Source organism: Serratia sp. TSA_198.1 (assembly GCF_052686505.1).
The window spans coordinates 541,215-564,385 of record NZ_JBQZFP010000003.1 but is presented as its reverse complement, the minus strand read 5'-3'; the positions used below and the strand labels follow the sequence as shown (position 1 = coordinate 564,385).

At 54.0% G+C, this 23,171-nt stretch carries 21 protein-coding genes and 1 tRNA gene; 10 read left to right on the top strand and 12 right to left on the bottom strand.

Annotation, left to right across the window (positions count from 1 at the left end):
- Positions 1–89 precede the first annotated feature (89 nt).
- From ACUTSW_RS17280 to acs, 4 genes are all read right to left on the bottom strand, one after another.
- Complete coding sequence (locus ACUTSW_RS17280; RefSeq protein WP_445584951.1) at positions 90–608, bottom strand: ester cyclase; 519 nt, start codon at positions 606–608, stop codon at positions 90–92.
- A 169-nt stretch (positions 609–777) separates the two neighbouring features.
- Positions 778–2,430 (bottom strand): cation/acetate symporter ActP, encoded by a 1,653-nt coding sequence (actP, locus tag ACUTSW_RS17275; RefSeq protein ID WP_062869261.1) that lies wholly within the window; start codon positions 2,428–2,430, stop codon positions 778–780.
- Entirely contained in the window at positions 2,427–2,738 is a 312-nt protein-coding gene (locus tag ACUTSW_RS17270; protein ID WP_062869262.1) for a DUF485 domain-containing protein, read from the bottom strand. Before ACUTSW_RS17270 ends, actP begins: the two co-directional genes overlap by 4 nt.
- A 91-nt stretch (positions 2,739–2,829) precedes the next feature.
- Positions 2,830–4,788, bottom strand: coding sequence for an acetate--CoA ligase (gene acs, locus ACUTSW_RS17265; protein WP_062869263.1), 1,959 nt, complete (start codon positions 4,786–4,788; stop codon positions 2,830–2,832).
- A gap of 895 nt (positions 4,789–5,683) precedes the next feature.
- On the opposite strand from acs, the gene gltP reads away from it, so the two are divergent.
- On the top strand, positions 5,684–7,000 hold the full coding sequence (gene gltP / locus ACUTSW_RS17260; RefSeq protein ID WP_062869264.1) for a glutamate/aspartate:proton symporter GltP: 1,317 nt from the start codon (positions 5,684–5,686) through the stop codon (positions 6,998–7,000).
- A gap of 161 nt (positions 7,001–7,161) precedes the next feature.
- On the opposite strand, the gene ACUTSW_RS17255 is transcribed toward gltP, so the two are convergent.
- Positions 7,162–7,323: a hypothetical protein gene (locus ACUTSW_RS17255; protein WP_161941314.1), complete on the bottom strand. Its 162-nt coding sequence runs from the start codon at positions 7,321–7,323 to the stop codon at positions 7,162–7,164.
- 52 nt (positions 7,324–7,375) lie between these two features.
- Between ACUTSW_RS17255 and ACUTSW_RS17250 the strand changes: the two genes are divergently transcribed.
- Together ACUTSW_RS17250 and ACUTSW_RS17245 are read left to right on the top strand one after the other, a co-directional pair.
- Positions 7,376–8,032 carry a carbonic anhydrase gene (locus ACUTSW_RS17250; RefSeq protein ID WP_445584950.1) on the top strand — a complete coding sequence of 219 codons (657 nt, stop codon included), beginning with the start codon at positions 7,376–7,378 and terminating at the stop codon, positions 8,030–8,032.
- Positions 8,010–9,485, top strand: coding sequence for a SulP family inorganic anion transporter (locus ACUTSW_RS17245; protein WP_062869265.1), 1,476 nt, complete (start codon positions 8,010–8,012; stop codon positions 9,483–9,485). The genes ACUTSW_RS17250 and ACUTSW_RS17245 overlap by 23 nt, the downstream gene beginning before the upstream one ends.
- A 174-nt stretch (positions 9,486–9,659) precedes the next feature.
- Here the strand turns inward: ACUTSW_RS17245 and ACUTSW_RS17240 are convergent, their stop codons facing one another.
- Positions 9,660–10,556: a LysR family transcriptional regulator gene (locus ACUTSW_RS17240; RefSeq protein ID WP_445584949.1), complete on the bottom strand. Its 897-nt coding sequence runs from the start codon at positions 10,554–10,556 to the stop codon at positions 9,660–9,662.
- Between the two features lie 375 nt (positions 10,557–10,931).
- On the opposite strand from ACUTSW_RS17240, the gene ACUTSW_RS17235 reads away from it, so the two are divergent.
- From ACUTSW_RS17235 to ACUTSW_RS17225, 3 genes are read left to right on the top strand one after another with little or no spacing between them, the layout of a single operon-like run.
- Complete coding sequence (locus ACUTSW_RS17235) at positions 10,932–11,615, top strand: nucleoside recognition domain-containing protein (protein WP_434462116.1); 684 nt, start codon at positions 10,932–10,934, stop codon at positions 11,613–11,615.
- On the top strand, positions 11,608–12,075 hold the full coding sequence (locus ACUTSW_RS17230; protein ID WP_445584948.1) for a YjiG family protein: 468 nt from the start codon (positions 11,608–11,610) through the stop codon (positions 12,073–12,075). The genes ACUTSW_RS17235 and ACUTSW_RS17230 overlap by 8 nt, the downstream gene beginning before the upstream one ends.
- Positions 12,076–12,099: 24 nt before the next feature.
- Positions 12,100–13,203, top strand: a complete 1,104-nt coding sequence (locus tag ACUTSW_RS17225; protein ID WP_445584947.1) for a M20 peptidase aminoacylase family protein — start codon at positions 12,100–12,102, stop codon at positions 13,201–13,203.
- Positions 13,204–13,641: 438 nt separating this feature from the next.
- Here ACUTSW_RS17225 and ACUTSW_RS17220 read toward each other — a convergent pair.
- The 6 genes from ACUTSW_RS17220 to aspA all read right to left on the bottom strand — a co-directional run bounded on the left by ACUTSW_RS17220 (position 13,642) and on the right by aspA (position 19,489).
- Positions 13,642–13,717, bottom strand: a tRNA-Phe gene (locus tag ACUTSW_RS17220).
- A 160-nt stretch (positions 13,718–13,877) separates the two neighbouring features.
- A complete protein-coding gene (gene dicD / locus ACUTSW_RS17215; RefSeq protein ID WP_006323175.1) occupies positions 13,878–14,453 on the bottom strand; it encodes a division control transcriptional repressor DicD in 576 nt (191 codons plus the stop codon).
- Positions 14,454–14,493: 40 nt separating this feature from the next.
- Positions 14,494–16,200, bottom strand: coding sequence for a protein-disulfide reductase DsbD (locus ACUTSW_RS17210; protein WP_445584946.1), 1,707 nt, complete (start codon positions 16,198–16,200; stop codon positions 14,494–14,496).
- Complete coding sequence (gene cutA / locus ACUTSW_RS17205) at positions 16,176–16,499, bottom strand: divalent cation tolerance protein CutA (protein ID WP_062869269.1); 324 nt, start codon at positions 16,497–16,499, stop codon at positions 16,176–16,178. The genes ACUTSW_RS17210 and cutA overlap by 25 nt, the downstream gene beginning before the upstream one ends.
- Positions 16,500–16,625: 126 nt before the next feature.
- The gene (locus tag ACUTSW_RS17200; RefSeq protein WP_004952626.1) at positions 16,626–17,927 is read right to left on the bottom strand and encodes an anaerobic C4-dicarboxylate transporter; all 1,302 of its coding nucleotides are present in this window, start codon (positions 17,925–17,927) and stop codon (positions 16,626–16,628) included.
- Between the two features lie 125 nt (positions 17,928–18,052).
- Positions 18,053–19,489 (bottom strand): aspartate ammonia-lyase, encoded by a 1,437-nt coding sequence (aspA, locus tag ACUTSW_RS17195; RefSeq protein WP_062869270.1) that lies wholly within the window; start codon positions 19,487–19,489, stop codon positions 18,053–18,055.
- Positions 19,490–19,835: 346 nt separating this feature from the next.
- On the opposite strand from aspA, the gene ACUTSW_RS17190 reads away from it, so the two are divergent.
- The 4 genes from ACUTSW_RS17190 (at position 19,836) to ACUTSW_RS17175 (ending at position 23,094) form a co-directional block, all read left to right on the top strand.
- Positions 19,836–20,327 carry an FxsA family protein gene (locus ACUTSW_RS17190; RefSeq protein ID WP_062869271.1) on the top strand — a complete coding sequence of 164 codons (492 nt, stop codon included), beginning with the start codon at positions 19,836–19,838 and terminating at the stop codon, positions 20,325–20,327.
- Between the two features lie 186 nt (positions 20,328–20,513).
- Positions 20,514–20,807 carry a co-chaperone GroES gene (locus ACUTSW_RS17185; protein ID WP_004952634.1) on the top strand — a complete coding sequence of 98 codons (294 nt, stop codon included), beginning with the start codon at positions 20,514–20,516 and terminating at the stop codon, positions 20,805–20,807.
- Between the two features lie 49 nt (positions 20,808–20,856).
- Positions 20,857–22,503, top strand: coding sequence for a chaperonin GroEL (groL, locus tag ACUTSW_RS17180; RefSeq protein WP_004952637.1), 1,647 nt, complete (start codon positions 20,857–20,859; stop codon positions 22,501–22,503).
- A 246-nt stretch (positions 22,504–22,749) separates the two neighbouring features.
- Complete coding sequence (locus ACUTSW_RS17175; protein WP_006322050.1) at positions 22,750–23,094, top strand: DUF4156 domain-containing protein; 345 nt, start codon at positions 22,750–22,752, stop codon at positions 23,092–23,094.
- Positions 23,095–23,171: the final 77 nt, after the last annotated feature.

The window sequence follows — 23,171 nt, the reverse complement described above, 5'->3', positions numbered from 1 at the left end:
AACAAAGTCGAAAGCCTCATGCGAAAGCATGGGGCTTTTTGCTATGGGGCCAGGAAATACCGGACGCAGCTACGCTGCGCCTCAGTAATCTACATTGTCACGATCCCCAACTGCTGTAATAACGTCAGATTATCCTCAATATGCCAATTGGCGGTTATTGAGCCTTGCTTGATCTGATAGATATCTGTCGCAATAAAATCAATGGGTTCTCCCTTTCCCTGTTTACCCTGAAAACGGCCGGTAAAATGCCCGCTAAAGCGCAAATGCGCCACGACGCGATCGCCGGTGACAATCATCTGCGCTACCTCGCAACGTAAATCCGGGACGGCCTGGCGGAAGGTTTTCGAGGCCTGTAACGCACCGCGGATGCCCTGTATTCTGCCGGCGGGTAAGGTCATATCGGTAAAGTCGCTGGCCAGCGCCTGTTTTGCCAGAGCTTCATCGCCGGTATTCCAGAAGCTGTCGTAGCGTTTGGCGGCAAGTATCTGCGCCTGCAACTGTGCGGTCGGCAGGGTGTGGTCGCTAATCAACTGCAGGGGCTCGATAAGCGGGGTTGCCAGTGCGTTGCCGGCAAAGGCCAGCAATAGTAATGCCGTAGGCTGTTTCATGATTCTGTCTCTTGTATTGTTCAGAGCATCTATCTTGATTCTTGCTGCTCGAATGAAAAACCCCGATATCAGCGATGAACCTTTAAAGATTATTTACAACTGACAGAACGAGAAAAGGCCCCGAAGGGCCTTTGATTAGGGGGTGTTTGCTTTTTCACTTATTATTCGGTTAATGCGAGCTACCCTGAGAGATGCCCAGTCCGGTTTGCGAACGTACAAACTGAGAGCGGAAGCGCTCGCGCTCCTGTTGCCCGGCTAGCGAACTGTCGGTGACTGAGAACAGCCAGGTGCCCACAAACGCCACCAACATGGAGAACAGCGCCGGATATTCATAAGGGTAGATCGGTTTTTCATGGCCAAGGATCTGCACCCAAATCGTCGGGCCCAGGATCATCAGGATCACTGCGGTCAGCAAGCCAAGCCAGCCGCCGATCATCGCTCCACGGGTGGTCAGGCGTGACCAGTACATTGAAAGAATGATAATCGGGAAGTTACAGCTGGCAGCGATAGAGAAAGCCAGCCCGACCATAAAGGCGATATTCTGCTTCTCAAACAAAATTCCCAGCGCGATTGCCACGATCCCCAGGATCACTACCGTGATTTTGGAAACCCGCAGCTCATCACGTTCGGTCGCCTTGCCATCTTTAACCACGCTAGCGTACAAGTCGTGAGATACCGCAGATGCCCCCGCCAGCGTCAGGCCGGCAACCACCGCAAGGATGGTGGCAAAGGCCACTGCCGAGATAAAGCCAAGGAAGAAGTTACCGCCAACTGCATTGGCCAAATGCACTGCCGCCATATTGGTGCCGCCCAGCAACGCACCGGTGGCATCTTTGAATGCCGGGTTAGGGCTGACCAGCAAAATAGCGCCAAAGCCGATAATAAAGGTCAGGATATAGAAGTAGCCGATAAAACCGGTGGCATAGAACACGCTCTTACGCGCTTCCTTGGCGTCACTCACGGTAAAGAAGCGCATCAGAATATGCGGCAACCCGGCGGTACCGAACATCAGCGCCAGCCCCAGGGAAAGTGCCGAAATAGGATCGGAGACCAAACCACCCGGGCTCATAATGGCGATGCCCTTCGGATGCACTTTCACGGCTTCGGCGAACAGGGTGTTGAAGTCAAAGTTGACTGATTTCATCACCATCAGAGCCATAAAGCTTGCACCGGCCAGCAGCAGCACCGCTTTGATAATCTGTACCCAGGTCGTGGCCAACATACCGCCGAACAGCACGTACAACACCATCAAAATACCGACCAAAATCACCGCCACGTGGTAGTTCAACCCGAACAATAACTGGATCAACTTGCCGGCCCCGACCATCTGAGCAATCAGATACAGCGCGACCACCACCAGTGAACCGCAGGCAGAAAGTGTGCGGATCGGTTTTTGCTTCAGACGATAAGAGGCTACGTCAGCGAAAGTATAGCGGCCAAGGTTACGCAGGCGTTCGGCAATCAGGAACAGAATGATCGGCCAGCCGATCAAAAAGCCGATAGAGTAAATCAGCCCGTCATAGCCAGAGGTATACACCAGTGCGGAAATACCCAGGAAAGAAGCCGCCGACATAAAGTCACCGGCGATGGCAAGACCGTTCTGCAGGCCGGTGATTTTCCCCCCTGCGGTGTAGTAGTCCTGGCGCGAGCGGGTGCGCTTGGAGGCCCAATAGGTGATATACAACGTGGCGCCAACAAACAACACGAACATGACGATCGCCTGAATATTCAACGGCTGGCGGTGTACTTCACCACCAATGGCATCGGCAAAGGCCAACCCCGGCAGAGCCAGCAGAGCGGCGGCGGACAATAAACGCTTCATTTCTGCACCTCACGCAGGATTTCTGCAGTCAGGCGGTCGAACTCGCCATTGGCGCGGAATACGTAGATCCCGGTCAGAACGAAAGAGATAACGATCAGGCCCACACCCACCGGGATCCCACGGGTAATGGTCGATCCGACGGCGATCGGCGTGCCAAGCCACTGTGGATCGAACGCGATCAGTAAAATGAAGCCAACGTAAAGCACCAGCGTAATCAACGAAAGCAGCCAGGCGAAACGGCCACGTTTTCGTACCAGCTCTTTAAAACGCGGGTTTTCCTCAATCCTTTGATAAATGGTGTCATTCATCAGTGCGTCTCCAGTAGGTATTGATCGAGAACGCCGCGCTGACAGCCGTCCATCGGGTGATTTCCTGATGAACGGCCGGAGACGGCGGAAATTACGACGGTACTTTCATGGATTGTTTTTCTTCCAACAGCTTGTCTACTACGGCCGGGTCCGCCAGGGTTGAGGTATCCCCGAGATTGCTGGTGTCACCCGCCGCGATTTTGCGCAGGATGCGGCGCATGATCTTGCCTGAGCGCGTTTTGGGCAGGGAGTCTGTCCAGTGCAGCACGTCTGGCGTGGCGATCGGCCCTATTTCCTTGCGTACCCAGTTACGAACTTCGGTATAAAGTTCCGGTGAAGGTTCTTCACCATGATTCAGCGTGATATAGGCGTAAATCGCCTGGCCTTTAATGTTATGCGGAATACCGACTACCGCCGCTTCGGCGATTTTCGGATGCGAGACCAGGGCTGATTCGATTTCTGCGGTACCCAGACGGTGCCCGGAAACGTTCAGCACATCATCGACGCGACCTGTTATCCAGTAATATCCATCTTCATCACGGCGTGCGCCGTCACCACTGAAATACATGCCTTTAAAGGTGGAGAAGTAAGTCTGCTCAAAGCGATCATGATCGCCAAACAGCGTACGCGCCTGGCCTGGCCAGGAATCGGTGATCACCAAATTGCCTTCGCAGGCACCTTCCTGCGGTGTACCGATGTTATCGACCAAGGCAGGCTGCACGCCGAAGAACGGGCGCGTGGCAGAGCCGGCTTTCAACTCGGTTGCACCCGGCAACGGGGTAATCATAAAGCCGCCGGTTTCGGTCTGCCACCAGGTGTCGACGATCGGGCATTTGCCGTTACCTATTTTGTTGTAATACCACTCCCAGGCTTCCGGGTTGATCGGCTCCCCGACCGAACCCATGATACGCAATGAATCGCGTTTGGTGCCTTCAATCGCTTTATCGCCTTCGGCCATCAGCGCACGAATGGCGGTGGGGGCGGTATACAGGATATTGACCTGGTGCTTATCAATCACCTGCGACAGGCGGTTGACGCCAGGGTAGTTCGGCACGCCTTCGAACATCAGGGTGATGGCACCGCAGGCCAGCGGGCCGTAGAGCAGATAGCTGTGGCCTGTAACCCAGCCGACGTCGGCCGTACACCAGTACACGTCACCGTCGTGGTAGTCGAAGACGTACTTGAAGGTCATGGCGGCATACACCAGATAGCCACCGGTGGTGTGCAGCACGCCCTTGGGTTTGCCGGTCGATCCGGAGGTATAAAGGATAAACAACGGGTCTTCCGCATTCATCTCTTCCGGTGGGCAGTCGGCGGAAACGCCGTTGGTCAGTTCATGCCACCATAAATCACGGCCTTCCTGCCAATAACCCGGCTTGCCGGTACGTTGGAAAACGACCACGTTAGTGATGCTTTTCACGCCAGGGTTTTTCAGCGCGTCGTCGACGTTCTTTTTCAGCGGTACGGCGCGCCCGGCGCGCAGGCCTTCGTCAGCGGTGATAACCAGCTTGGAATTGGAGTCGATAATGCGGCCGGCGACCGCCTCTGGCGAGAAACCGCCAAAGATTACCGAGTGCACCGCACCGATACGTGCACAGGCCAGCATGGCGACCGCGGCTTCCGGCACCATGGGCATATAGATAGCCACGACGTCGCCTTTTTTGACGCCCAACTTTTTCAGTACGTTGGCGAACTGGCAGACATCGTGATGCAGTTGTTTGTAGGTCACTTGTTTCGACTGGGTGGGATCGTCGCCTTCCCAGATAATGGCGGTCTGGTCACCGCGTTCGGCCAAGTGGCGGTCGAGGCAGTTGGCCGCCAGGTTCAGGGTACCGTCTTCAAACCAGCGGATACTGATATGGCCCGGGTCGAACGACGTGTTTTTTACCCGGCTATAAGGTTTGATCCAGTCCAGGATTTTTCCTTGCTCGCCCCAGAAAGCCTCTGGGTTTTGCACAGACTGTTGATAATATTGTTGGTATTGTTCTGGGTTAATCAGGGCGTGTTCTGCAATTGCAGAGGGAATAGCGTGTTTATGCACTTGGCTCATAGCTTTTCTCCTTGAAGTTGTTAATGATATGTCAACTGAAGGTTAAGTATAGTTTGCTATGATTCTTTGTTTCTTTTTTGCGCGGCAGATCACGCAACAAAGATATTGATTTGTAATAGTTCTGTCTCATTTGCGCTGTGTATCTATCTGCTTGACGGGAAAAAGGGACCAAATAGGTGGTTTTTGTCAGAAAAGGCTATCTAAAGAACCAAAAAGAATAAACAGTCCCAGATTAAACGCACTTCCTATAGAGCATAGCGAATATAAAACTTTGTGTATTAATTTCTGCTAAATCATTTATACGTATGCTGGCTATTAGTATGCCTGCCACTATTAATAGTAGAGTTATTATCACCACTATTAGCTTAATAAGCCTGCCTGGGCGTTGTCGAGTTTGATAAATACTTTGCTGAAGACTGGTTTTAGAAGAATAATTCTCATTTGTGTTCTCAACGAAAAAGATCAATAAAATAATTGCCAGGCGAAATATTTTTTGTTTTCATTTTAAAAACTTTTATGCAACATAATATAAACATCGTTAGTGGACTAAATATGCAGATTCTGCGAAAAATAACGCATTTTTATTATGGCTAAAAATCAATCGATCGGATTAATGTGTGATTTACTGCACATAAAATTATGTTTTTAATAACAAGTAATTATGCTATGTGACGCTGGATTGAATAATTTTTATGATTCGATTCAGCGCGCAAGCCTGATAAAACAAGGGTTGCAGACAAGGTCGCTCAAATGGTACTGATTTAAGCAACGTCACACTAAGGGCAGGTGGACGCTTTCTCGTAATGAACATAAGCCCGTATTAAATGATTAATTATTCTTTTCTTCGTGTTGCAATTAAATACGTTGAAAGGAGTCTTTTGAGGACTCTTTGGGTATGAAAAGTGTAAAAATTAGCCTTGCTTGGCAAATCCTGATAGCGCTGGTACTAGGTATTATCGTCGGCGCGGTACTTCATAATCAGACGGAGTCACGCGAGTGGCTGGTCAGTAATATTCTTAGTCCGGCCGGTGATATCTTCATTCGTTTGATCAAGATGATTGTCGTGCCCATCGTTATTTCTACGTTGGTGGTAGGTATCGCCGGAGTCGGTGATGCGAAAAAGTTAGGCCGCCTCGGATTGAAAACCATTATTTATTTCGAAGTGATTACCACTGTCGCCATTGTGGTGGGGCTGACGCTGGCTAATGTTTTTCAACCCGGTCACGGCATCGATATGTCGACGCTGACGGCGGTCGATATCTCCCAATATGAAAAAACTACCGAGCAAGTGCAAAGCGGTTCGCACAGCTTGGTGGGAACCATTCTGTCGTTGATTCCTTCGAACGTCTTTGCCTCCATGGCCAAAGGCGACATGCTGCCGATTATCTTCTTCTCGGTGCTGTTTGGCCTTGGCCTGTCGTCATTGCCGAAAGAAACCAAAGAACCGCTGCTGAAGGTGTTTAAAGCCGTTTCCGAAAGCATGTTCAAAGTCACCCATATGATCATGCGTTATGCGCCAATTGGGGTATTTGGTCTGATCTCAGTGACGGTAGCCAACTTCGGTTTCGCTTCGCTGTTGCCGCTCGCCAAACTGGTGTTATTGGTGTACTTCGCCATCGCCTTTTTCGCTCTGGTGGTGCTGGGTGTGGTCGCCCGCTTGTGCAACCTGCGTATCTGGACGCTAATCCGCATCCTGAAGGACGAGCTGATCCTGGCTTATTCCACCGCCAGTTCGGAAACCGTATTGCCACGCATTATTGAAAAGATGGAAGCCTACGGTGCACCGAAGGCGATCACCAGCTTTGTGGTGCCCACCGGTTACTCCTTTAATCTGGACGGTTCCACGCTGTACCAGAGCATTGCCGCCATCTTTATTGCGCAGTTGTACGGGATTGAGTTGTCTTTAGGCCAGGAAATCGTGCTGGTGGTAACGCTTATGGTCACCTCCAAGGGGATCGCAGGCGTACCCGGCGTTTCGTTCGTGGTGCTGCTGGCGACCTTGGGCAGCGTCGGTATTCCGCTGGAAGGGCTGGCGTTTATTGCCGGCGTCGACCGTATCCTGGATATGGCGCGCACCGCTTTGAACGTAGTGGGTAATGCGCTGGCGGTACTGGTCATTGCCAAATGGGAACATCAATTCGACAGTAAAAAAGCGCTGGCTTATGAGAAAGAGTTCTTGTCAGGCAATGCCAAACAGGCAAGCGAGTCTTAACAGTCTGCTTGTGTAATTATTAGGAAACCCGCCTTACGGCGGGTTTTTTTATGCCCGATTTCTGGCGGGCCAGGTAGCGAATGTAAAGAATGATCTCTTTGGAGTTACTTTAGTTTTTTAATATGCCTGCTGTGATTTATTAGCCAACAAAATCAGTGTGTTTACTTTTTTTTGTTAAAAGTTCCCGGCTGTTTTCCCTTGTCAGATTCGTTGCTGCTTCTATGGTTAATAAGGGCCTTTCCTGATGGAGGAACGGCGCTGTGCGTGTAAAAAATGCCCCATGCCAATTTTGGCTTTGGGATAAAACCATCATTTTGATTCATGTAATTGGCTCCTGGGCGGGTAGGCGAGAGCCTGTTTGTCCCCAACAGAGAGATGCATGCCGTGACGATACTTAAACCCCTGATAGCCAGAAACCGCAGTTGGGCGCTACAGCAGCGCCAGCGCAACCCGCATTACTTCCGCAAGCATGTCGCCGGTCAGCAGCCGCTGGCGTTGTGGATAGGCTGTTCCGACAGTCGTGTCCCGGCCGAGGTACTGACCGGCGCACACCCTGGTGAGCTTTTCGTTCATCGCAATATCGCCAATATGGTTCTTGAGGATGACGATAGTCTGATGAGCGTATTGCAATATGCGCTGGAATATCTGCACGTCTCCGCCATTGTATTGTGCGGCCATTACGGTTGCGGCGGCGTACAGGCCGCGGTGGCGCTACCGGAAATGCCGCTGTCGCGGGAGGACAGCGCGTTGGCGCGGCGGATGGCGCATTTGCGGTATTCGCTGGAACATAACTTGCAAGATTATCGGCAGGCAGAGGATGACGATGCTACGCGTCTGAACCGGCTTATCGACGCGCACGTAGTGACCCAGTTCACCCATTTGATTGCCAGCGAACCGGTGCGCCGACACTGGGAGCAGGGCAAGATGCTGGACGTTTTTGGCTGCGTGTACGATCTGCAAGAAGGGCATTTGAAGGAGCTCGTCCATCAGAACGCTGCGGAGGTGGGTCATGAACTTCAGCACTCTGCGTAATGATATTCCCGCCGGCATAGTGGTGTTTCTGGTGGCATTGCCGCTCAGCCTTGGCATTGCGCAGGCCAGTGGCTTACCTCCTTTTGTCGGGCTGCTGACCGGGGTCATCGGCGGAATCGTGGTCACCTTGTTGAGCCCTTCGCGCTACGCTGTCAGCGGGCCTGCGGCCGGCCTGGTCACCATTGTGACCGCTGCCATGGAAACGCTGGGTTCGTTTTCATTGTTGCTGGTGGCGCTGATGCTGGCGGGGGCGTTGCAGCTTATTTTCGGCCTGCTGCGCGCCGGACGGTGGATCGCGCTGGTGCCCGGTACGGTGATCCAGGGCATGCTGGTGGCCATCGGTATTTTGCTGATCATGCAGCAGGTGCCGGTAGCGTTGGGCGTACAGGGGGACGCGAGCCTGAAGGCGTTGCTGGCAGAGGGGGCCGAGCTGTTGTCGCCCGCCTCGGCGCTGGTTGCCTTGGGTGCCCTGTTGATCATGTGGCTGTGGACCACTGCACCCGTGAAACGGATCCCGTTGGCCCGTTATCTCCCTGGCCCGTTGGTGGCGGTGCTCTGGGGCAGCCTGGCCGTGGTCTTTGGCGAGCGGTGGATGCCGGAAAGCATCGGCGCCATGCCGCGCATTTCACTGCCTAAATTCGGTAGCGCCGAGGCGCTGGGCGAGCAGCTCAGCCGCCCGGACTGGCAAGGTGCCTGGCGCAACCCTTCGGTTTATCTCATCGCGCTGACGTTGGCGCTGGTGGCTAGCCTGGAAACCCTGCTGAGTCAGGAGGCGCTGAAAAAACTGAAATCCCAAACGCCGGCGCCTTCGCCGGACAAGGAAATGCGCGCGCAGGGCGTCGGGAATATGCTGAGCGGCTTTCTCGGCGGCCTGCCGATCACTGCGGTGATCGTCCGCAGCTCGGTGAACGTCAATGCAGGAGCGCGTAGCCGCATTTCGATTCTGCTGCACGGTGTGCTGTTGCTGTTATGCGGCCTGTTCTTCAGCGATGCGCTAAACACCATCCCGTTAGCCAGCCTGGCGGCGGTATTGCTGTATACCGGTTATAAGCTGGCCTCTCCGGCATTGTTTATCGCCCAGTGGCGCCAGGGGTTGCCGCAATTTATTCCCTTCATCCTCACTGTGTCCTGCATCATTATCTTCGGCATGCTGGCGGGCATTGCTATCGGGCTGATGGCGCAACTGCTGTGCAGTACCTACAAAAGCCACCGTAATGCGCTGCAACTGAGTTGTTACGACGATCATTATGTGGTGCGGTTTCACCAGAACCTGACTTTTCTGCATAATCCGCGGCTGCAAAGCCTGCTGGCACAGATCCCCGATAACTGCGTAGTGATCGCCGAGCATGATAACGCCGACTATATCGACCCGGATGTGAGGGCGGTGTTGGCTGATTTCGGCGCCGGGGCGGCCGAGCGGGGGATCCAACTGAGCCGTTGGCCCGTCGGGTGAGGCCTTCAGGCTGAATAATCGGATTCGTTCGATGGAGAGCCCATACCCCAGAAAGCAAAGAACCCGCCATAGGCGGGTTCTTTTAAATAGGGCGACCGGGCTCGGACAACCGGTGCTTGCGCCGGGTTGAACAACGTTTCAGCGTTGGCCCTCAAGCCCTGATATCACAGTGCGTTACTTGTCGCGAAATGCATTGTGCAGCAATTGCCACATATGATGAGCCGCCGGGGTAAAGCGCCGGTCAGAGCTGCGTAACAGATGGCACTGGGCGCTGCTGGCGATTGGGTGATCGAGCGGCACTGCCACCAGAGAACCCTGCCGGACAGGATCGGCGGCGGCAGAGGCAGTCATAAACGAAATCCCCAGCCCTGCCTGACTCAGTCCCATGGCGGTGGAAAACTGATTACAGCGATACGCCGGGTGAAATTGCAAGCCCAGACTTTTGAACATCGCATTCATATGCCGTTGAAGACCGAAATGTTCCGTCAGCGCAATCAGCTGATAATCGAGCAGCTCTTCAATGGTAATGCTACTGTGCCCGGCAATCGGGTGCTGCGGTGAGACTACCGCGCAGATTGGCCCCCACTGAAAGCTGTGTCGTTTAAGTTCCGGCGTGCCAATCGGTCCGAATGCCAGAGCCATATCCGCTTCGCCGCTGACAATATCGTTGAGCATCTCCTGCAGGCTGCCGACCACAATGTCGACAAAAACCTGAGGGTAAGACCGGGCAAACTCACGCATTACCCCTTCGATAAATGCGGTGATAAGCCCGCCGCCGATGCGCACGGATATTGTACCTCCGCGCATATGGCGCAGGTCTTTGAGCTGACTTTCCAACTTCTCACGTCTCTGGCGGCTCGTAAGATGGTCCTCTGCCAGCAGGCGGCCCGCTTCGGTCAATACCACATTTCGCCCACGCCGCTCCAGCAACGGCAACTGTAGCGCCCGCTCCAGTTGGGCGATCTGTCGGCTAATCACCGACGGGTTAACGCCAAGAATATCTGCCGCACGGCGGATACCTCCCTGGTTGCCCACTTCATACAGATAGCCGACCTGTCTGTCCTGATACATTTTACCTTCCTCCCCGATCGTTGACCTGAGGGCAACAATAATATCATTAATCGGATATTTATCATCATGATTGAATAGTGATAATCGAATTAACCGCTCACTTCTTGATATGAATGAAAATACATTTCTGAAAAGAAAACGATTTGCCCCAAAAGGGGGCCCGGTAATGGTGAAATGGCATTTTATTAGAGCGTGCTCGGGTTTTCTTTAAATAATTTTTCGTTAATTTTTATTTTTGTTCCCTGTATTTTATGGGAGGGGGTTGTCGCGTAAAAAATTTTAGCAAAAGGTTTTAATTTTATCTGCCAGCTATTCAGGCACGGATCCTGCTTAGTAACAGGGGATTGTCATCTGATTATTTTGAAGAGAGATGTTATGAGCGAATCGAAAATTTTGGAGAAGCCCGAGAAAGCGCTTGCTGATGAGTGGAGAGTCGGGCCTGGTGCCTGGCTCTCCCTGATTATTGTCCTGCTGGTTTTCTCCGGCTTCTTTTTTAAAGTCGACGGTATGGCGTGGCTGGGGGCGTTTGACTTCACTACGCTTGGCGGTGCATTCGGCACCATGAAGTCACCGGAAACCAACACCTTTATCGGCAGTGGCGGTATCAGCGCGAAAGCTGGTTTTCTTTTTGCGCTATCGTTGGTGCCCACGGTGATGCTGGCGCTGGGGTTGCTGGAAGTTTTTACCCACTACGGAGCGATCCGTGCGGCGCATAAATTGCTGACACCGCTACTGAAACCGCTGCTCGGTATTCCGGGTTATACCGGGCTGGCGTTGATCACCGATTTGCAAAGTACCGATGCCGGTGCGGCACTTACTAAAGAGCTGTATGACAGCGAAAAAATTACTCGTAAAGACGTGGTGATTATGGGGGCGTGGCAATATTCAGGTGCCGGGTTAATTAACAACTATTTCTCCATCGGTTCGGCTATGTTTGCTTCGCTGACCATCCCGATAATTATTCCATTGGTGCTGATGTTCGTTATGAAGTTTGTTGGTGCCGTAATAGTTCGCCTGACATTAAATACTGTGTATAAGAGGGATTTCGATAATGAGTAATACCACAAGAGTCTCTGGTAACCCGTTCGATATTTTCATTGTTGGTGCGCGTAAAGGATTTAATATCGCCATCAATAATCTGATGCCGAATGTATTAATGGCGTATGTGATTGCTGAAATGCTAAATTTACTCGGCGTGATGCAGGCCATTGGTCATATTTTTTCGCCGTTAATGGGGGTGTTCGGCCTGCCGGGCGAAGCTATCACCGTGTTGCTGACTGCCTGGCTCTCGTCGTCGGCAGGCACTGGCGTTGCTATCAGCCTACTGAGCAAAGGCACGCTGGATATCGGGCAAATCACCATCCTCGCACCAGCCATTTTTTTAATGGGTTCACAGCTACAGTATATGGGCCGTCTTTTGGGGGTAGCCGATGTCCCGAAGAAGTACTGGCCGCTACTGATGGTCGTCAGCATTCTCAACGCGGTTATCTCTATGCTGGTAATGCGAGTTATTGCTTGAATGAAGCACACTAAGGAGTAAGACGTGTCACGCACACTAGATCACTTTAATTACCTGCATCAGATCCCGGAACTCGGGTTCGAAGAGTATAAAACCTCCGCTTATATCGCGGGGGTACTGGAGGCAGTGGGCTACCAGGTCACGCGCCAGGTTAATGGAACTACCGGTATCATGGCCGTTCTGGATAGCGGCAAACCGGGGCCAGTGTTGGCGCTGCGTGCCGATATGGATGCGCTCGGACATATTATTGATGGCGAGCATGTGGCGCGCCATACCTGCGGCCACGATGGTCACTCCTCTGTGGTGCTGACCACCGCCCAGGAAGTGATGGCGGAGGGCCTGGTGAAAAAGGGTAAACTGAAGTTTATCTTCCAGCCGGCCGAGGAACTGGGCACCGGTGCAATAGCCCTGACCGAAGGCGGCGTACTGGAGGATGTTGATATGCTGCTCGGTTTCCACCTGCGCCCGTTGGAAGAGTGCTCTCTGGGGCAGGCGGTGCCGGCGATGTATTACTCAGCCTCAGCCACCGTTGAAGTTATATTCCATGGAAAAGCAGCGCACGCCGCGCGCCCTCATCTTGGCGTGAATGCGCTAGATGCTGCCGCTCACGCGGTACAGGCGGTCAACGGTATTCACCTTGCGCCATCGCTGACCTGGAGCGCGAAAGCCACGCGTTTTCTCTGCGACGCCGGGGTCACCAACTCTATTCCGGACAAAGCGCAAGTGTGCTGGGATCTGCGTGCGGCTGAAAACGAAGCCATGGATGCGTTAAAACCACAGGTGTTGCGCGCTATCGAGAGTAGTGCGGCAGCCTACGGCGCACGGGCTGAAATACGTATTATGAAAGAGATGCCGGCAGCGATCATTGATGACGAGGCAACCGAAGTTGTCTCCCGCGCTATTCGCAGCGTGTTCGGAGACGCCGGGCTGACCCCGCCAAAATCGACACCGGGCAGTGAAGATTTCTTCCACTACCTGCGTCTGCGCCCGCAGGTTAAGGGCGGTTTCTGGGGGCTGGGAGCCAACCTGACGCCAGGGCTGCATCACCCGGAAATGCACTTTGATCGCGACGCACTGGCGCTCGGCGTTAAAGTGTTTAAAGCCTGTGTTCAGGATGTGCTGGGGTGAGCCGGCGACGCTGCGTCGTTTGATGTCCATGGCACTTCGGCCGAATAATCGAACTTGTTCGATGGAGAGTCCATCCCCTGAAAAGCAAAAACCCAGCCATAGGCTGGGTTCTCTAAATAGGGCGACCGGACTCGGACAACCGGCGCTTGCGCCGTGTTGAACAACGCTTCAGCGTTGGCCCGCAGGGTGAGGCCTCAGACCGAATAATCGAACTCGTTCGATGGAGAGTCCATATCCCTGAAAGCAAAAAACCCGCCATAGGCGGGTTCTTCTAAATATGGTGACCGGACTCGGACAACCGGCGCTTGCGCCGTGTTGAACAACGCTTCAGCGTTGGCCCGCAGGGTGAGGCCTTCAGGCCGAATAATCGAACTCGTTCGATGGAGAGTCCATACTCTGAAAAGCAAAAACCCAGCCATAGGCTGGGTTCTCTAAATATGGTGCCCGGACTCGGAATCGAACCAAGGACACGGGGATTTTCAATCCCCTGCTCTACCGACTGAGCTATCCGGGCAACGCGCAGCATTAAACCGTATTGGGCGGGGGCCGTCAACGGCTTTATGCGTCAAATACCTGAAAAAGCATTCGGTTGCTGACTTTTCAGGCAAGGCGCGCAAAAGTACGCCCATTTTGGTTGCGAAAGTGCCTCGTCAGCCCAGCCTTTCGCCGTTCAATCAGCCTAAAGCACCGTTTCTGCGGCACTGCGCTACCTGCAAGATATCTTCCGCCAGCCGTTTGGCGACGGATACATCCTGGAGCTGGCGTTTTACCAGCAGTTTGCTCAGGCAGCCTTCCTGAATCAGCTCCATCTGCTGCGCCACCATATCGGCATCGTCGGCGTCCATTTGGCGCAGCAGGTCGCGGGTCAGCTCCAACGACGTCAGCTTTTGCTGCTCCGCCAATTGGTGTATCGGGTGATCCACCTCCGGGAAGAAGCTGCAGGCAGCAATAAACAGGCAGCCGGGATAACGATCGTGCCGGACGTACTCCGCCAGAACGTCATAGCGCGCCAGCAGCTTTTGCTGCGGGCTCAGGGTTTCGTCCAACAGCAGTTGGCGGCGCCAGGTGTCGATTTGCTGGCCGTGGTAGCGCAGACTGTCGTACAGCAGCGCCTCGCGATCCGGCCAGAAGCGTTTAAGGTCGCCCGGCTGCACGTCGAGTTTGTTTGCCAGCATTTCCAATGTGGTGGTCGCCAGGCCCTGTTGTTCCAACAGCCCCAGTGCCGTATCAAGGACGTGTTCGCGTTGCACTTGTGCTCCCTCCAAATTCGGTTCTGATCCACAGTGTCGTTTACCGCACTGTTTTCTGCAAATGCGCGCTGAACGCAGGCGCATTCATAAATCCGGTGACGCGTGCGGCCGGCACTTCCTGGCCCGCGCCGTTAAAGAACAGAATGGTCGGCAGCCCAAGGACCTTCAGGTGCTTGAGCAGCGCCGCCTGTTCGGCGTTGTTGGCGGTCACATCCGCCTGCAGCAGCACGGTATCGGCCAGCTTAGCCTGAACTGCCGCATCGCTGAAAGTATATTTTTCGAACTCCTTGCAAGCGACGCACCAGTCGGCGTACAAATCCAGCATCACCGGTTTCCCCTGTGCCTGCTGCAGCGCCAGATGGAGTTGTTCTACGTTATTAATCCGCGCGAAGTTCAGGTGCGCCGGCGCCCTCTGCTGGGCGTCATTGGTGCCGAAGGCCCAGTCTTGCAGCGGCCTTGCGGCGATCACCGCCGCTGCCAGCAATAGCAACTGCAATGCACGCGCCCAGCCGCGCGAGGTTTTCAGGCTCAGCGCGAATGCCCAACCGAAGAATGCCACCCCGAGCAGGCTCCATAACCGCAGTCCCCAGGCATCGCCGATTACCCGCTCCAACAAGAAGACCGGCAGCGCCAGGATCACAAAGCCGAAGGCTTCTTTTACATACTGCATCCACGGCCCGCTGCGCGGCAGAAGACGATTGCCGAACAGGGTGACGAGCACCAGCGGAATACCCATCCCTAGCGCGTACAAGTACAGCGTGCCACCGCCGGCCCACATATTGCCGCTCTGGGCGATGTAAAGCAGGATGGCGCTGAGCGGCGCGGTGGTGCAGGGCGAACAAATTAATCCGGCCAGCGCGCCCATCAGGAATACCCCGGGCAGCGAGCCGCCCTTTTGGGTGTTGCTCCAGCCTGCCAGCCGCGTTTGCAGCGAAGAGGGCAACTGCAGCGAATACAGGCCAAACATCGACAGCGCCAGCGCGATAAACAGCACCGACAGGCCGATCAGCACATACGGGTGCTGCAACGCCGCCTGGAACTGCAACCCGGCGGCCGCGACCACCAGACCAAGCAGGGTATAGGTTAGCGCCATGCCCTGTACGTAAACCACCGCCAGCGCCAGAATGCGTCCGCTGCTGTGTGGCTTTTCGCGGCCCAGAATGATGCCGGAAATCAATGGGTACATCGGCAGCACGCAAGGGGTGAAGGCAATGCCAATGCCAATCAACAGGGCCCAAAGTGGCGAAAACGGCAGGTTGGCTGGCGCGGGTTCCGTTGGCGCGTCAGCGGACGGGGTTGCGGCGGCACTCACCGCATCCAGTGGGATCACACGCGTTTCAGGCGGGTAACAGAAGCCGGCTTCCGCACAGCCCTGATAGGTCACGCTCAGGCTGGCCCCTTTGGCCGCCTGTTGCAGGGGAATATTCAGAGCGAGCTGTTGCTTGAAAATAGCGACTTCACCGAAGAACTCGTCCTTGTGGCTCAGCCCTTCGGGCAGCTCAACGGTGCCTAGCGTTGCCTGCTGCGGTACCAGTTTGATTTGCTGACGATAAAGGTAGTAACCGGGACGGATTTGCCAGCTCAGGGCCAACTGGCGATCTTGCTGCTTAAAATCAAAGGCGAATGCCTGATCGACGGGCACGAACTGGCTGCCGCCGCTTTGACCGAACAGCGATGCCTGAGCCGCCTGCGGCAAAAAAAACAGGCTGCAGATCAGGAAGATTAATTTAATGAGGCGTTGATCCATAACAGGTAGTCTTTATCTCCAGCCATCACCGGCAGCACCAACAGCTCGGGCGTTTGATACGGGTGATGTTGTTTCAGGGTGCTGAGCAGGGCATCTTGATGGCGGCGATCGCTTTTGAACAGCATCTGCACTTCGTACTCCTGTTCCAGTTTCCCTTCCCAGTAATATAGCGATGTCGCGCCGGGCAGCAGCGTGGCGCAGGCCGCCAGCTTTTCCCCTAAAACCCGGGCCGCCAGGTCTTGCGCGGTAGCCTCATCGGGCGCGGTACAGAGTATGACGACAGCTTCGCAATCAGACATCTTCAGCCCTCTCATCCAGATTATCAGTAGGCACTATACCCTGAAGGCGAGTTGGCTAGAAGGCGAGTTTATCGCCAGTGAGGCGAGGTTCGGGGGAGAACCGGGGCCGCAGCCCCGGTCAAAAGATTACAGCATCACGCTTCCCAGCAGGAAACCGAACAGCACCGCCAATACTACCCCGATGGTGCCGGGGATAAAGAACGGGTGGTTAAACACGAAACGCCCGATGCGCGTGGTGCCGGTATCGTCCATCTGCACCGCCGCGACCAGTGTCGGGTAGGTTGGCAGAATGAACAGGCCGGAAACGGCGGCGAAGGACGCGATGGCGGTCAGCGGCGAGACGTTCAGCGCCAGCGCCATCGGCATCAGCGCCTTGGCGGTGGCGGCCTGCGAGTACAGCAGCGCAGAACAGAAGAAGAAAATCACCGCCAGCAGCCACGGATGGGATTGAATCACAGCGCCTGCGGTCTCTTTGATCCAGTCGATGTTGGCCTGCACGAAGGTATCGCCCAACCAGGCCACGCCCAGGATACAGATACAGGCGCTCATGCCGGCTTTGAAGGTACTGGAGTTGAGCACCATATCGGTATCGACGCGGCACAGCAGAGTGGTCAGCGTGGCGACGCTCAGCATGATGATCAAAATGGCATTGGTGGTGTTCATCAAAGGTTTTGCCACCAACCCAAGGCCCGGGCTGTTGATGATGGCGTAGGCCACCACGCAGACCACGCCCAGCAGGAACAGCAGCACCGAGGCTTTGGCGCGTGGTTTGATGTCTATCGCCTTGTTGCCGCGCAGGGTAATCAGGCCTTCTTCCAGGCGTTTCAGGTAAACCGGATCGTCAGACAGTTTGGAGTCAAACAGCCAGGACACCAGCAGCGACATCAACAGCACGGCGCAGAAGGTGGACGGCATCACCACCATCAGCATATGCAGATAGCTGACGCCATGACCTTCCATCACCGAAGACATATACACTACGGCGGCGGAAATCGGCGAGGCGGTGATGGCGATTTGCGCAGCTACTACGGCGGTAGACAGCGGTCGGCAAGGCTTGATGCCCTGTTCTTTCGCCACTTCGGCGATGACCGGCAGGGCGGAGAGGGAGATATTGCCGGTACCGGCGAAGATAGTCAGGAAATAGGTGACGATCGGCGCCAGAATCGTGATGTGTTTAGGGTTCTTGCGCAGCAGTTTTTCCGTTTGCTGGACCAGATAATCCATACCGCCGGCCACCTGCATGGCCGAGATCGCGGCAATCACCGCCATGATGATGGAAATCACGTCGAAAGGGATGCTACCCGGCTTAACGCCAATCAACGCCAGGACCAAAACCCCCAACCCGCCTGCAAATCCGATACCGATACCGCCCAATCTGGCCCCTAAAAAAATGGCCAGCAGAACGATAACCAATTCTACGGCTAACATAGTGTCTACTCCTTAAAATAAGATTATTTGAAAATGAAAAGTTAAAAATTTGTGGGCGACAGAAAGTAAAAAGGCACGCTATCCAGAGGATTTAGCGTGCCTTTTAGGGCTACCGGGTGTATCTGTTATTGTTCATTTTCATCCGTATAGCGTTTGGCTTTATAGGCCGGGTGCATCAGGTTCTCCACGGAGAAGATGTCATCCAGCTCGGCTTCGGTCAGCAGGCCGCGTTCCAGTACCACTTCACGTACGCTTTTGCCGGTTTCGGCGCAGATCTTCCCGACGATGTCACCGTTGTGGTGGCCAATGAACGGGTTGAGATAGGTGACGATACCGATAGAGTTGAACACGTAGTGTTCGCACACTTCTTTATTCGCGGTAATGCCGTTAATGCATTTTTCCAGCAGGTTATAGCAGGCGTTGGTCAGGATGTGGATTGACTCAAACATCGCCTGGCCAATCACCGGCTCCATCACGTTCAACTGCAGCTGGCCCGCTTCGGCGGCCATGGTAACGCAAGTGTCGTTGCCAATCACCTTGAAACACACTTGATTGACCACTTCAGGTATTACCGGGTTCACCTTGGCCGGCATGATGGAGGAGCCGGCCTGCAGTTCCGGCAAGTTGATTTCGTTCAGGCCGGCGCGCGGGCCAGAGGACAGCAGGCGCAGGTCGTTACAGATCTTGGACAGTTTCACCGCCAGGCGTTTCAACGCGCTGTGCACCATCACGTAGGCGCCGCAGTCGGAGGTGGCTTCGATCAGGTCTTCGGCCGGTACCACCGGCAGGTTGCTGACTTCCGCCAGCTTTTGCACCGCCAACTGTGGGTAGCCTTCCGGCGTGTTCAGCGCAGTACCAATCGCCGTGGCCCCCAGGTTCACTTCCAGCAGCAGTTCTGCCGTGCGATGCAGGTTGCGGGTTTCTTCTTTCAGCAGCACGCTGAACGCGTGGAATTCCTGACCCAGAGTCATAGGCACGGCATCCTGCAACTGCGTGCGGCCCATTTTCAGAATGGTTTCGAACTCTTTCGCCTTGCGATCAAAGCCTTCACGCAACTGGTTAATGGCGTCGATCAGTTTCTGGTTGGAGGCGTAAACCGCAATGCGGAAACCGGTGGGGTAGGCGTCGTTGGTGGATTGGCATTTATTAAGGTGATCGTTAGGGTTCAGATACTGATATTCGCCTTTCTGATGGCCCATCAGTTCCAGACCGATATTCGCCAGCACTTCGTTGGTGTTCATGTTCAGCGAGGTACCTGCGCCGCCCTGGAACACATCGACCGGGAACTGGTCCATGCATTTGCCTTTATCCAGCACTTCGTCACAGGCTTGAATGATGACATCAGCGATTTTACGCGGAATGGTTTTCAGTTCTTTATTCGCCATCGCTGCGGCTTTTTTTACCATTACCATGCCACGGACAAACTCGGGCACATCGCTGATTTTGCTGTTACTGATATAGAAGTTTTCAATCGCACGCAGGGTATGAACACCGTAATAGGCTTCTGCGGGGACTTCACGTGTTCCTAACAGGTCTTCTTCGATACGAATGTTGTTTGACATGAGAACCTTCTTTATATTGCTGCCGAATTAATTAATAGTCAGGGAATCAAATTATGTTGCCGAAGGCTTCAGGCATGAAACGATTAACCATAGCGCCCGTTGCAGCCCAGATCATATGCTGGTTAGTAATAAATGACTGAATCCAGATCACCTTCTGAGCCTTCTGGAATCACGCTTTTCCTGTTCTGTGATCTCATTCACGTTTGTTAACTTTAGCAATAAAAAAGGCCGTTGGTTGAAATGACGGCGGGATGACCCCATTGTAATGGTGTCGGCCGTTTACCGGCCCCCCTTTTCACCTTGCCGCCACCGTGCGGGAACGTGCCGTTACTTATAGGAGAACCAGGTGCGCTGGTTACCGTTACTGCTGATATTTCTGTTGGCTTACATCGAAATATCTCTATTTATCAAAGTCGCCGCCGTATTGGGCGTGGCGATAACCCTGTTGCTGGTGGTATTCACTTCCTGCGTCGGCATCTCGTTGGTGCGCAACCAGGGCATGAAAACCTTCGTGCAAATGCAACAGAAACTGGCCGCCGGAGAAAGCCCGGCTGCGGAAATGGTGAAAAGCGTTTCACTGGTACTGGCGGGCTTCCTGCTGTTGGTGCCGGGATTTTTCACCGATTTCCTTGGCCTGCTGTTGCTGCTGCCGCCGGTGCAAAAATCGCTGACGCTGAAATTGATGCCGCATCTTTCGGTCTACCGTCCCGGTGGCTGGAGCCAGGGCGGCGATGCCGCCAACGGCAACACCTTCGATGGCGAGTTTCAACGTAAGGACGACGATCGTTATACGTTGGATCATCAGCCGGACGATCATGACAAGCGCAACGATCGTTGAAAAAACGCGGCCTCGGCCGCGTTTTTCACATTTTGCTCCTCTGGATTGCCGTCAAAAGCGAAAATTTTTTTGACTGGCCCCTTGAAGGGGGATGGAATGCCCCCATTTCAAATCCCACGAGGCCGGTAACAACAATCCGGTGACAACCCTAAATCTGATAGAAACCTTCTTACAGGAGAGCGTTCAATGAGTATTCGTCCATTGCATGACCGCGTTATCGTCAAGCGCAAAGAAGTTGAATCAAAATCTGCTGGCGGCATCGTTCTGACTGGCTCTGCAGCGGGTAAATCTACTCGTGGTGAAGTTGTGGCAGTGGGTAAAGGGCGTGTTCTGGAAAGCGGCAACATCCAACCGCTGGATGTGAAAGTTGGCGATATCGTGATTTTCAACGACGGCTACGGCGTGAAAGCAGAGAAGATCGACAATGAAGAAGTGTTGATCATGTCCGAAAGCGACATTCTGGCAATTGTTGAAGCGTAATTACGCTTTATCTTCTGAACTGAACGAAACGAGTTGAAGGGAAATACCAATGGCAGCTAAAGACGTAAAATTCGGCAATGACGCTCGCGTGAAAATGCTCCGCGGCGTGAATGTTCTCGCTGATGCAGTAAAAGTGACCCTGGGCCCGAAAGGCCGTAACGTAGTGCTGGATAAATCCTTCGGCGCTCCTACCATCACTAAAGATGGCGTATCCGTTGCCCGTGAAATCGAACTGGAAGACAAGTTTGAAAACATGGGTGCGCAGATGGTGAAAGAAGTGGCCTCCAAAGCGAACGACGCTGCGGGCGACGGCACCACCACTGCAACCGTACTGGCTCAATCCATCATCACCGAAGGCCTGAAAGCAGTAGCTGCCGGCATGAACCCGATGGATCTGAAGCGCGGTATCGACAAAGCGGTTATCGCCGCTGTTGAAGAGCTTAAAAAACTGTCCGTACCTTGCTCTGACTCCAAAGCTATCGCTCAGGTAGGCACCATCTCTGCAAACTCCGACGAAACCGTGGGTAAACTGATTGCAGAAGCCATGGAGAAAGTGGGCAAAGAAGGCGTCATCACCGTTGAAGAAGGCACTGGCCTGCAAGACGAGCTGGACGTTGTTGAAGGTATGCAGTTCGACCGCGGTTACCTGTCCCCGTACTTCATCAACAAACCAGAAACCGGCTCTATCGAACTGGAAAGCCCGTTCATCCTGCTGGCTGACAAAAAAATCTCCAACATCCGTGAAATGCTGCCGGTACTGGAAGCCGTGGCGAAAGCCGGCAAACCGCTGCTGATCATCGCTGAAGATGTTGAAGGCGAAGCGCTGGCTACCCTGGTGGTCAACACCATGCGCGGCATCGTGAAAGTGGCTGCGGTTAAAGCACCTGGTTTCGGCGACCGTCGTAAAGCCATGCTGCAGGATATCGCTACCCTGACTGGCGGTACCGTTATCTCTGAAGAGATTGGTCTGGAGCTGGAAAAAGCGACTCTGGAAGACCTGGGTACGGCTAAACGCATCGTTATCAACAAAGACACCACTATCATCATCGATGGCAATGGTGAAGAACCTGCGATCCAGGGCCGCGTGTCCCAGATTCGTCAGCAGATCGAAGAAGCAACTTCTGATTACGACCGTGAAAAACTGCAAGAGCGCGTAGCTAAACTGGCTGGCGGCGTTGCGGTAATCAAAGTCGGTGCTGCTACCGAAGTTGAAATGAAAGAGAAGAAAGCTCGCGTTGAAGATGCTCTGCACGCAACCCGTGCAGCGGTAGAAGAAGGCGTAGTTGCTGGTGGTGGTGTTGCGCTGATTCGCGCTGCGTCCAAACTGAGCGATCTGCGTGGCGTGAACGAAGATCAGAACGTGGGTATCAAAGTTGCGCTGCGCGCAATGGAATCACCACTGCGTCAGATCGTTCTGAACTGCGGCGAAGAGCCATCTGTTGTTGCCAACACCGTGAAAGCGGGCGAAGGTAACTACGGTTACAACGCAGCAACTGAAGAATACGGCGACATGATCGCGATGGGTATCCTGGATCCAACCAAAGTAACCCGTTCTGCTCTGCAGTACGCGGCTTCTGTGGCTGGCCTGATGATCACCACCGAGTGCATGGTGACCGACCTGCCGAAAAGCGATGCGCCTGATTTAGGCGGCGCTGGCGGTATGGGCGGCATGGGTGGCATGGGCGGCATGATGTAATCATCCCCCACACTGTCTGTGTGCTGAGAACCCCGGTCAATTGGCCGGGGTTTTTTTATTCTGTGCTCTTTGCCGCACTGTATTTGATGATATTTTTGCAGCCCGGAGTGATTTAGCTGGTAAACTGATATTTCATCAGCTGTCGCTCAAGGCGTTGACCCGGTACCCGTGGCAACGGATGCTTAAGAGATAGCAACGCTTTCTGATAAGCTTGTGCAGAATTCTCAATATCATATGGGGAACAAGATGCGGATTAAAGCCTTACTGGGTCTTTCGGCAGCTATGCTGCTGGCAGGTTGCAGCAGCACCAACGAACTGTCCGCCGCAGGCCAGCAGGTCAAATTTACCGACACCAAACCGGCGGCTGAATGCCAACTGGTGGGCGAAGTGACCGGCACCCAGAGCAACTGGTTGTCCGGTAACGGCGGCGAAGGCAGCTCTATGCGCGGTGCGGCAAACGACCTGCGTAACAAGGCAGCGGCAATGGGTGGCAATGTCATCTATGGCGCAACCAGCCCGACGCAGAACCTGCTTTCAAGCTTTGCCCCGCTGGACAGCAAAATGATTGGCCAGGTTTACAAGTGCCCCTAACGCAGTAACGAGCAGGGTATAACACAAAAAAGAGGCATGCCTGGGCATGCCTCTTTTTGTATCTGGAACGGGCAGTC